Source organism: Streptomyces sp. NPDC046122 (assembly GCF_056429965.1).
The window spans coordinates 201219-211932 of sequence record NZ_JBWKLQ010000004.1; the positions used below are offsets into that span (position 1 = coordinate 201219).

Annotated in this window: 9 protein-coding genes; all 9 read left to right on the forward strand. The window is 70.3% G+C overall.

The window, feature by feature from the left end; genetic code table 11:
* Positions 1 to 15: 15 nt before the first annotated feature.
* The 9 genes from AC07FK_RS14030 to AC07FK_RS14070 all read left to right on the forward strand — a co-directional run bounded on the left by AC07FK_RS14030 (position 16) and on the right by AC07FK_RS14070 (position 10559).
* Complete coding sequence (locus AC07FK_RS14030; RefSeq protein WP_479105121.1) at positions 16 to 942, forward strand: N-acetylneuraminate synthase family protein; 927 nt, start codon at positions 16 to 18, stop codon at positions 940 to 942.
* Between the two features lie 23 nt (positions 943 to 965).
* Positions 966 to 2036, forward strand: a complete 1071-nt coding sequence (locus tag AC07FK_RS14035; protein ID WP_479105122.1) for a hypothetical protein — start codon at positions 966 to 968, stop codon at positions 2034 to 2036.
* A 244-nt stretch (positions 2037 to 2280) separates the two neighbouring features.
* Positions 2281 to 3531: an amidohydrolase gene (locus AC07FK_RS14040; RefSeq protein ID WP_479105123.1), complete on the forward strand. Its 1251-nt coding sequence runs from the start codon at positions 2281 to 2283 to the stop codon at positions 3529 to 3531.
* Between the two features lie 137 nt (positions 3532 to 3668).
* Positions 3669 to 4712, forward strand: a complete 1044-nt coding sequence (locus tag AC07FK_RS14045) for a BMP family lipoprotein (protein ID WP_479105124.1) — start codon at positions 3669 to 3671, stop codon at positions 4710 to 4712.
* A 244-nt stretch (positions 4713 to 4956) separates the two neighbouring features.
* Positions 4957 to 6486 carry an ABC transporter ATP-binding protein gene (locus tag AC07FK_RS14050; protein WP_479105458.1) on the forward strand — a complete coding sequence of 510 codons (1530 nt, stop codon included), beginning with the start codon at positions 4957 to 4959 and terminating at the stop codon, positions 6484 to 6486.
* Positions 6483 to 7595 (forward strand): ABC transporter permease, encoded by a 1113-nt coding sequence (locus AC07FK_RS14055; protein ID WP_479105125.1) that lies wholly within the window; start codon positions 6483 to 6485, stop codon positions 7593 to 7595. Before AC07FK_RS14050 ends, AC07FK_RS14055 begins: the two co-directional genes overlap by 4 nt.
* The gene (locus AC07FK_RS14060; RefSeq protein ID WP_479105126.1) at positions 7595 to 8857 is read left to right on the forward strand and encodes an ABC transporter permease; all 1263 of its coding nucleotides are present in this window, start codon (positions 7595 to 7597) and stop codon (positions 8855 to 8857) included. The genes AC07FK_RS14055 and AC07FK_RS14060 overlap by 1 nt, the downstream gene beginning before the upstream one ends.
* The gene (locus tag AC07FK_RS14065) at positions 8854 to 9276 is read left to right on the forward strand and encodes a cytidine deaminase (RefSeq protein WP_479105127.1); all 423 of its coding nucleotides are present in this window, start codon (positions 8854 to 8856) and stop codon (positions 9274 to 9276) included. Before AC07FK_RS14060 ends, AC07FK_RS14065 begins: the two co-directional genes overlap by 4 nt.
* Before the next feature lie 5 nt (positions 9277 to 9281).
* A complete protein-coding gene (locus AC07FK_RS14070) occupies positions 9282 to 10559 on the forward strand; it encodes a thymidine phosphorylase (protein ID WP_479105128.1) in 1278 nt (425 codons plus the stop codon).
* Positions 10560 to 10714 lie beyond the last annotated feature (155 nt).

Here is a 10714-nt window from a genome sequence, read left to right on the forward strand (position 1 = left end):
AGGAAAACGAACCACATGAGCACCAACTCGCGCCTCCGCACCCTCGGTTCCAAGACCGCGGGCCCGGGCCACCCCGTCTACGTCACCGGCGAGATCGGCATCAACCACAACGGCGACATCGAGAACGCCTTCGCGCTCATCGACGCCGCCGCCGACGCCGGCTGCGACGCGGTCAAGTTCCAGAAGCGCACCCCGGAGATCTGCACGCCGCGCGATCAGTGGGACATCGAGCGCGACACCCCGTGGGGCCGCATGACGTACATCGACTACCGCCACCGCGTGGAGTTCGGCGAGGACGAGTACCGCGCCATCGACGAGTACTGCAGGAAGCGCGGCATCGACTGGTTCGCCTCCCCGTGGGACACCGAGGCCGTCGCCTTCCTGGAGAAGTTCGACGTACCGGCCCACAAGGTCGCCTCCGCGTCCCTGACCGACGACGAGCTGCTGCGCTCGCTGCGCGCGACCGGCCGCACGGTCATCCTCTCCACCGGCATGTCGACCCCGCGCCAGATCCGCCACGCCGTGGAGGTGCTGGGCAGCGACAACATCCTGCTCTGCCACGCCACGTCGACGTACCCGGCGAAGGCGGAGGAGCTGAACCTGCGGGTCATCAACAGCCTCCAGGCCGAGTACCCCAACGTGCCGATCGGTTACAGCGGCCACGAGACGGGCCTGCAGACGACGCTCGCCGCCGTCGCCCTCGGCGCCGCGTTCGTCGAGCGTCACATCACCCTCGACCGCGCCATGTGGGGCTCCGACCAGGCCGCGTCCGTCGAGCCGGGCGGCCTGACCCGCCTGGTCCGCGACATCCGCACCATCGAGGCGTCCCTCGGCGACGGCGTCAAGAAGGTGTACGAGTCCGAGCTCGGCCCGATGAAGAAGCTGCGCCGGGTCGCGGGCGTCGTCGCCGAGGGCGCCGACCGCGAGCCCGTCGCGGTCTGACCGGAGAGACGGTCGACGTCGCCGTGAACGGCACCCCCGCCACCGAGGCCCCCGGCACGCTCGCCTTCGTCGAGAGCCCGGTCCAGCTCCTGAACGTCCTGGAGTGGGCCCACGCGAAGGCAGCCGCCTCCGGGACACGGGCGCACGACCTGACGGTCGTCGTCCTGTCGCCCACCGACCCCATGACCCGCGGCCAGCTGCGCCGCATGGCGGAGCTCGCGCGCCACGAGGGCATGCGGGTGCGGTGGGAGGAGGCCCGGGGCGGGGCGGGGGCGCCGTTCCGGACGATCGGCGGTCTGGCGGGCGCCCTGCGCCGGGCGCGGCGCGTCGTGATCGGCGACCCGTTCTCGCGGTACGTACAGCTCCTGCTGACGATCACCCGGGCCCGTGAGCTGGTCGTCGTCGACGACGGCACGGCGACCATGGAGTTCGTGGCCCAGCTCACCGGCGGCGAGCGCCTGGTGCGCTGGCACCGGCGCGGCGGCCGGCGGGGGCCGCGCGACCTGGTGTTCGGGCCGGTTTCGGGGGCCGCGCGCCGCCGTCTCACCCCGTCCCGTACGCGCACGGTCGAGATCTTCACCTCGATGCCCGTGGAGGCGGCGCCGGGGGTCGCCGTCACCGCCAACGACTTCGCCTGGACGCGGGCCCGCTTCGGTCCGCCGCGCGTCTCGCGCGGCGCCGACCTGGTGGGGACCTCCCTGGTGGAGACCGGTGTCGTGGACCCCGACCGGTACGTCGAGGCGGTCACCGCACTGGCCCGCGCCCACGGGGCCACGCGCTACTTCGCCCACCGCCGCGAGAGCGCGGACAAGCTGCACCGGCTGGCCGTGGAGACGGGCCTGGAGATCGTCCGCCCCGATCTGCCGCTGGAGCTCATAGCCCGGCGCGGTCCGATCGGCCGGCTGATCCTCAGCTTCCCGTCCACCGTGGTCCACACCCTGCCGCTCGCCCTGGCGGGCACCGGCGTACGGGTCGCGGTCTGCGATGTCGACCCGCTGTGGCTGCGGGACTCGGCCTCTCCCCGGGCGCAAGGTTTCCTGACGGGCGTCACCACCACGGCACGGGACGTCCAGCGCCTGCCCGCCCTGGGGTGAATGTCTAGTTCGCCACATATATGACCTTGCTCACGGGCATCCGGGGCGCATCCGCCGGGCGGCCGGTCGCCATCACCCCTGCCCGGCACGGAAAACCCCAGGCCGCGAAGGGGAGGGGAACGGCGGAGCTTACCCGCCCCCGAAGGCGCCCAAGCGCCCCGCAACCGACTTTCTTTCCCCTATGCGGCTGAAGTTTTGTTGATCGCTGGCCGGTTACCCGTCAAACACGCCTACCCTTTCAGAGATGAGCCAGCTGATCTGCGAGTCCGAAGAAGCAGCACTGCCGGGCATGGGCATGGTCCCGCTCCCCGGCACGCTGCCCGAGTCCCTGCGCCTCGAGCTGATCGCCTTCCGCCGCGACCTGCACATGCACCCCGAGCTCGGGAACCAGGAATTCCGCACCACCGCCGCGATCAAGGCCCGCCTGGAGAAGGCCGGCCTGACGCCGCGCGTGCTGCCCACGGGCACCGGACTCGTCTGCGACATCGGCACGGCCGCCGCCGGCGCCGACGCGCGCCCCGTGCTGGCCTTCCGCGCCGACATCGACGCGCTGCCGATCCCGGACACCAAGGCGGGCGTCCCGTACCGCTCCACCGTTCCGGACCGCGCGCACGCCTGCGGCCACGACGTGCACACCACCGTCGTCCTCGGCGCCGGCCTGGTCCTCGCGGAGCTCGACCGCCAGGGCCTGCTGCCGCAGCCGGTGCGGCTGATCTTCCAGCCCGCCGAGGAGATGATGCCCGGCGGCGCGCTCGGCGTGATCGAGGCCGGCGGCCTGAACGGCGTCGGCAAGATCATCGCCGTGCACTGCGACCCGAAGGTCGACGCCGGCCGCATCGGGCTGCGCACGGGCCCGATCACCTCGGCCTGCGACCGGCTGGAGATCTCGCTGGACGGCCCCGGCGGCCACACCGCGCGCCCGCACCTCACCACCGACCTGGTGACGGCCGTCGCCCGGGTCGCCACCGACGTTCCCGCGCTGGTCGCCCGCCGCGTCGACGCGCGCGCCGGTCTCGCGGTGACCTGGGGCCGCATCGAGTCCGGCCACGCCTGCAACGTCATCCCGCAGCGCGCCGTGCTCGCCGGCACCGTCCGCTGCCTGGACCTCGACGCCTGGCACGAGGCGCCGGACCTGGTGCACGCCGCGATCGACGAGATCGCGACCCTGCACGGCGCCAAGTCCGAGATCAACTACGTCCGCGGCGTCCCGCCGGTCGTGAACGAGCACGCCGTCACCGAGCTGCTCACCGACGCCATGGCGGCCCGGCGCGGGCTGCACTCGGTCGAGGACACCGAGCAGAGCCTGGGCGGCGAGGACTTCTCGTGGTACCTGGAGCAGGTGCCGGGCGCGATGGCCCGTCTGGGCGTACGCACTCCGGGTGACACCGCCCGACGCGACCTGCACCGTGGCGATTTCGACGTGGACGAGTCCGCGATCGAGGCCGGAGTCGAACTCTTCACCGCTGCCGCGCTACTTGACGGACACCGTTCGTAATCAGCCACGGCGGCTTTCGTTCACGACGATCCGATAACAGCTGTCGTACGGTCGCTTATCCGGCATCTACGCGCGTTACGATCGCCGCGAAACCAGCGCCGGCAGAGGCGCTTCGGTCAGGTCGAAGGAGCCCTCCCTTGCGCCGCGTAACCAGGCTTGCCACTGTGGCCATCGCGTCCACAGCTCTCGCACTCTCCGCCACCGCGTGTGGCAAGACGTCGGACTCCGGTTCCGGCTCGAAGGAAGCCAGCGCCGCCATCGCGTACGACATCGGCGGGCGCGGTGACCAGTCCTTCAACGACGCGGCGTACGCCGGTCTCGTGAAGGCCGAGAAGGAACTGGACATCAAGGGCAACGACCAGGAGCCCTCCGAGGGCGAGTCGGACGCCGACAAGGTCCAGCGCCTCACCGAGCTGGCCCGCTCCGGCAACAACCCGGTGATCGGCGTCGGCTTCGCCTACGCCCCGGCCATCAAGAAGGTCGCGCCGAAGTTCCCGAAGACCACCTTCGGCATCATCGACGACACCTCGGTGACCGGTAAGAACATCGCCAACATGGTGTTCAACGAGGAGCAGGGCTCCTACCTCGCCGGCGTCGCCGCCGCCAAGGCCACCAAGTCGAACAAGGTCGGCTTCATCGGCGGTGTCGAGGTCCCGCTGATCAAGAAGTTCGAGGCAGGCTTCGCCCAGGGCGTCAAGGACACCAACCCCAAGGTCCAGGTGCTCAAGCAGTACCTGACTCAGCCGCCGAACTTCGACGGCTTCTCCAAGCCCGACCTCGGCAAGGCCGCCGCCCAGGGCCAGCTCGACAAGGGCGCCGACGTGATCTACCACGCGGCGGGCCTCGCGGGCTCCGGCTCGATCGAGGCTGCCGCCCTGGACGGCAAGTGGGCCATCGGCGTCGACTCGGACCAGTACAACCAGGCCGGTCTGGCGAAGTACAAGGCCAAGATCCTCACGTCCGTCACCAAGGACGTGTCCGACGCGGTCTTCAACCTGATCAAGTCCGTCAAGGACGGCAAGCCGCAGAACGGCGAGGTCCGCTACGGCCTCGAGGAGAACGGCGTCGGCCTCTCGGACTCCAACCCGGAGTACAAGAAGATGACGGACCTCATCACCGCCGTCGACAAGGCGAAGGCCGACATCGTCTCCGGCAAGATCAAGGTCCAGACCGCCCCGTAAGGTTGCCGGTCAGAACGTGACCCCGGGGGCCCGGTGAGGCGGTTTCCGCCGCCTCTCCGGCCCCCGGGCCGCATTCCCTGCCCGGTCTTTTCTTCATTTGGCGTTGCTACGCGCGTAGACGTTCGCTCAGCACGATAGTTTCGCCGCGCCCTGCCTCCTGCCTCCGCCTCCCGCCCGCCCTCCCGCTCCTTTCCGCCAAGGAGAGTGCGTCATCAACGCGTCCAGCCCGCCCCCCGCCGTAGAACTGCACGGCATCACCAAGCGCTTCCCCGGCGTCGTCGCCAACCACGACATCGACATCACCATCCGCAAGGGCACCGTGCACGCCCTCGTCGGTGAGAACGGTGCCGGCAAGTCGACCCTGATGAAGATCCTCTACGGCATGCAGAAGCCGGACGAGGGCACCATCACCATCGACGGGGAGCAGGCCGCCTTCCACAGCCCGGCCGACGCCATCGCGCGCGGCATCGGCATGGTGCACCAGCACTTCATGCTCGCCGACAACCTCACCGTCCTGGAGAACGTGGTTCTCGGCGGCGAGAAGCTGCACGGCATCGGCAGCAAGGCCCGCGACAAGATCAAGGAGATCTCCCAGGCGTACGGACTGAACGTGCGCCCCGACGCCCTGGTCGAGAACCTCGGCGTGGCCGACCGCCAGCGCGTGGAGATCCTCAAGGTCCTCTACCGCGGCGCGCGCATCCTGATCCTCGACGAGCCGACCGCCGTGCTGGTCCCGCAGGAGGTCGACGCGCTCTTCGCGAACCTCCGCGAGCTCAAGTCCGAGGGCCTGACGGTCATCTTCATCTCGCACAAGCTGGGCGAGGTCCTCTCGGTCGCCGACGACATCACCGTCATCCGGCGCGGCACGACCGTCGGCACCGCGGACCCGGCGAACACCACCACCAAGCAGCTCGCCGAGCTGATGGTCGGCAGCGAACTCCCGTCGCCGGAGACCCGCGAGTCGACCGTCACCGACGTACCGATGCTCCACATCGACAACCTCCAGCTCAACGCCACCGACCCGGACGGCGCGGTGCGCGAGGTGCTCGCCGGGATCTCCCTCACCATCCACAAGGGCGAGGTGCTCGGCATCGCGGGTGTCGAGGGCAACGGCCAGGCCGAGCTCGTCGAGACGATCATGGGCCTGCGCAGCCCGGACGGCGGTGTCATCACCCTCGACACCACCGACATCTCGCACGCCCCGACGCGCAAGCGCCGCGAGGACGGCATCGGGTACATCCCCGAGGACCGCCACCGCCACGGCCTGCTGCTCGAAGCGCCGCTGTGGGAGAACCGCATCCTCGGCCACGTCACCGAGAAGCCCAACTCCCGGCGCGGGCTGCTCGACCTGAAGGCGGCGCGCAAGGACACCGAGCGGATCGTGCGCGAGTACGACGTCCGTACGCCCGGCATCGAGGTCACCGCGGCCTCGCTGTCCGGCGGCAACCAGCAGAAGCTGATCGTCGGCCGCGAGATGAGCCACGCCCCCAAGCTCCTCATCGCCGCGCACCCGACGCGCGGTGTGGACGTCGGCGCGCAGGCGCAGATCTGGGACCAGATCCGCGAGGCGCGCCGCGAGGGTCTGGCCGTACTGCTGATCTCCGCCGACCTGGACGAGCTGATCGGGCTCTCCGACACCCTGCGGGTCATGTACCGCGGCCGCCTGGTCGCGGACGCCGACCCGGCCACCATCACCCCGGAGGAGCTGGGCTCGGCCATGACCGGCGCCGCCAGCGGTCACCTCGAGGCAGCCCCGGAGGACGAGGACCGATGAAGAAATTCGACAAGGACCGGCTGATTCTGGGTCTCGCCGGCCCAGTGCTCGCGCTGGTCGTCGCCATCGCGCTGACCTCGGTGGTGCTGCTCGCCTCGGGCCGCGACCCGTTCGAGCCGTACACGCTGATGGTCGAGAGCGCGCAGTACGCCGACATCCAGGTGCTCATCCTGAACCAGGCGGGCACGTACTACCTGGCGGCGCTCGCCGTCGCCGTCGGCTTCCGGATGAACCTGTTCAACATCGGCGTCGACGGCCAGTACCGGCTCGCGGCGATGATGGCGGCGCTCGCCGGCGCGGCCGTCGAGCTGCCGGGCCCGCTGCACATCGCGATGATCGTGCTCGTCGCCATGCTCACCGGCGCCTTCTGGGCCGGTATCGCGGGTGTCCTCAAGACCTTGCGCGGCGTGAGCGAGGTCGTCTCGACGATCATGCTCAACGCCATCGCCACCAGCCTGATCGCCTGGCTGATCCTCACCGACAACTTCGGTGTGCAGCTGGAGGGTTCCAACGACCTGACCACGGGTGAGATCGCGGAGTCCGGCTGGTTCCCGAGCGTCAGCATGGGCGACGGGGGCGAGATCTACGGCTTCACGTTCGTCGCCTTCGCGCTCGGCATCGTCTACTGGTTCGTCCTCAACCGCACCCGCTTCGGCTTCGACCTGCGCGCCACCGGCGCCAGCGAGAGCGCCGCCGCGGCCTCCGGTGTCGACGCCAAGAAGATGATCCTCACCGCGATGCTCATCTCGGGCGGTGTGGCCGGTCTCGCCGGTATGCCGACGCTGCTGGGCGACACCCACACGTACAGCCTCAGCTTCCCGACCGGCATCGGCTTCACGGGCATCACCATCGCCCTGCTCGGCCGCAACAACCCGGTCGGCATCTTCTTCAGCGCACTGCTGATCGCGTTCCTGGACAAGGCGTCCGCCGCGCTCGACCAGTACGGCTACGAGAAGGAGATCGCCACGATCATGCAGGGCCTGATCGTGATCGCGGTCGTCGTCAGTTACGAACTCGTCCGCCGCTACGGGCTCCGCCGCCAGCAGCAGAAGGTGGGCGAGGAGCTCGCCGCAGCCGCCCGCAAGAACCGTGAGGAGGTGGCGGCGTAATGAGTACCAGCACTGTCTCCGCCGTGAGCGCGGCGCCCAAGAAGAGCGCCCGCCGCAAGCTGTCCGTACCCGTCATCCTGCTGATCGTCGCGGGCGGGCTCGCCCTGGTCTCGCTGGTGCGCATCATCAGCGGCGCCGACGACCTGACCTCCGTCGGCCAGGTCTCCGGCGCGCTCCAGCTCGCCATCCCGATCGGCCTCGCCGGCCTCGGCGGCCTGTGGGCCGAGCGCGCGGGCGTCGTCAACATCGGCCTCGAGGGCATGATGATCCTGGGCACCTGGTTCGGCGCGTACGCCGGCTACCAGTGGGGTCCGTGGACGGGCGTCGCCCTCGGCATCCTCGGCGGCGCGCTCGGCGGTCTGCTGCACGCCGTCATCACCGTCACCTTCGGCGTGAACCACATCGTCTCCGGTGTGGCCATCAACATCCTCGCCGTGGGCGCCACCCGCTACCTGTCGAACTTCACGTTCGACAAGGCCGAGGGCGGCTCCTCCAAGCAGTCCCCGCGCATCGAGGAGATCACCAAGATCACCGTTCCAGGGCTCTCCGACTGGTTGCGGGACATCCAGGGCAAGCACTGGTTCTTCCTCTCGGACCTCGCCGGAGTCCTCGGCGGCCTGGTCACCAACCTGTCGCTGCTGACCGTCGTCGCGCTGCTGCTCATCCCGGCCACCATCTGGATCCTGTGGCACACGGCGTTCGGCCTGCGGCTGCGCTCCTGCGGTGAGAACCCGGTGGCGGCCGAGTCCCTGGGCGTGAACGTCTACAAGTACAAGTACATCGCCGTCGTCGTCTCCGGCGGCCTGGCCGGCCTCGCGGGGGCGTTCCTCGCCATCGTCGCGACCGGCATCTACCAGGAGGGCCAGACCGGCGGCCGCGGCTACATCGGTCTCGCCGCGATGATCTTCGGCAACTGGATGCCGGGCGGAATGGCGCTCGGCGCGGGCCTCTTCGGCTTCACCGACAGCCTCAAGCTGCGCGGCGGCGCCGAGAACGTCCACGCGATGCTGCTCCTGCTGGCGATCCTGCTGCTGCTCGTCGTGTTCTGGCAGCTGTACAAGAAGAAGTACCTGCCCGCGGCGATCTCCGCGGTGGCCGCCGTGCTCCTCTTCGTCTGGTACTCGCTGACCAACGAGGTCCCGAGCCAGTTCGTGGACGCCGCCCCGTACATCACCACGCTGCTGGTCCTCGCCCTGTCCGCGCAACGCCTGCGGATGCCCAAGGCGGACGGCATGCCGTACCGGAAGGGCCAGGGCAAGTGACGGGCGCCGCGGCACCGGCCGACTGGGAAGCCCTGCGGGAGGCGGCGCGCAAGGCGATGTCGCACGCGTACGCACCGTACTCGGGCTTTCCGGTCGGCGCCGCGGCCCTCGTCGACGACGGCCGCACCGTCACCGGCTGCAACGTGGAGAACGCCTCCTACGGCCTCTCCCTGTGCGCCGAGTGCGGCCTCGTCTCGCAGCTCAACGCCACCGGCGGCGGCCGCCTGACGCACTTCACCTGCGTCGACGGCGGGGGCGACCTCCTCATGCCCTGCGGCCGCTGCCGGCAGCTGCTGTACGAATTCGGCGGCCCCGCGCTGCTGCTCGACACGTCGGCGGGCATCCGCACGCTCGCCGACATGCTCCCCGACGCCTTCGGCCCACAGCACCTGGCGCCGGGCACCCCGGAAGGAACCTGAACTCCATGGACGTCATCTCCGTCATCCGGACCAAGCGCGACAAGGGCGAACTGAGCCCCGAGCAGATCGACTGGGTCATCGACGCCTACACGCGCGGTGAGGTCGCCGACGAGCAGATGTCCGCCCTCGCGATGGCGATCCTGCTCAACGGCATGAACCGGGTCGAGATCGCCCGCTGGACCGCCGCGATGATCAACTCGGGCGAGCGGATGAACTTCGCCCAGCTCTCCCGCCCCACCGCCGACAAGCACTCCACCGGCGGCGTCGGCGACAAGATCACGCTGCCGCTCGCGCCGATCGTCGCCGCCTGCGGCGCGGCCGTGCCCCAGCTCTCCGGCCGGGGCCTCGGCCACACCGGCGGCACGCTCGACAAGCTGGAGTCCATCCCCGGCTGGCGCGCCCTGCTCTCCAACGAGGAGATGCTGAACGTCCTGGAGTCCACCGGCGCGGTCATCTGCGCGGCGGGCGACGGGCTGGCCCCGGCGGACAAGAAGCTGTACGCGCTGCGCGACGTCACCGGCACGGTCGAGGCGATCCCGCTCATCGCCTCCTCCATCATGTCCAAGAAGATCGCCGAGGGGACGGGCTCGCTCGTCCTGGACGTGAAGGTCGGCTCCGGCGCCTTCATGAAGAACATCGAGGACGCCCGCGAGCTCGCCGCCACCATGGTGGGCCTCGGCACCGACCACGGCGTGCGCACGGTCGCCCTCCTCACCGACATGTCGACCCCGCTCGGCCTCACGGCGGGCAACGCCCTCGAAGTGCGCGAGTCCGTCGAGGTGCTGGCCGGCGGCGGCCCCCAGGACGTCGTCGACCTGACCCTCGCGCTCGCCCGCGAGATGCTCGACGCGGCCGGCCTGAAGGACGCCGACCCGGCCAGGGCCCTCGCCGACGGCTCCGCGATGGACGTCTGGCGCCGCATGATCGCGGCCCAGGGCGGCGACCCGGACGCGGCCCTCCCGGTCGCCCGCGAGCAGCACGTCGTCCACGCGTCGGAGTCCGGCGTGCTCACCACCATGGACGCGTACGCCGTCGGCGTGGCCGCCTGGCGCCTCGGCGCAGGCCGCGCGCGCAAGGAGGACCAGGTCCAGGCCGGCGCGGGCATCGAGCTGCACGCCAAGCCGGGTGACAAGGTCACCGCCGGCCAGCGCCTGATGACCCTGCACACGGACACCCCGGAGAAGTTCGAGTACGCACTCGAAGCCCTGAACGGCGGGATCCTCACGTCCCCCGAGGGCACGGACTTCACGCCGAACCCGATCGTGCTGGGCCGTATCGCCTGACGCGCGAGCACGCACACAGGAGCGGGGGGGGGGGGGGGCCCCCCCCCCCCCCCCCCCCTTTTCCCCCAATTCCCTCGTCCCCCCCAAGTTTCTTCCCCTTGATGTCCCCACGATAACAACTCTCTTCCTTTCCGTCCCGGAGGACACCCCCCCCA

Bases quoted from the DNA above. Each gene is read 5' to 3' on its own strand.
- AC07FK_RS14055 (WP_479105125.1), top strand. From the start codon at position 6,483: ATGAAGAAATTCGACAAGGACCGGCTGATTCTGGGTCTCGCCGGCCCA.
- AC07FK_RS14030 (WP_479105121.1), top strand. From the start codon at position 16: ATGAGCACCAACTCGCGCCTCCGCACCCTCGGTTCCAAGACCGCGGGC.
- AC07FK_RS14040 (WP_479105123.1), top strand. From the start codon at position 2,281: ATGAGCCAGCTGATCTGCGAGTCCGAAGAAGCAGCACTGCCGGGCATG.
- AC07FK_RS14060 (WP_479105126.1), top strand. From the start codon at position 7,595: ATGAGTACCAGCACTGTCTCCGCCGTGAGCGCGGCGCCCAAGAAGAGC.
- AC07FK_RS14070 (WP_479105128.1), top strand. From the start codon at position 9,282: ATGGACGTCATCTCCGTCATCCGGACCAAGCGCGACAAGGGCGAACTG.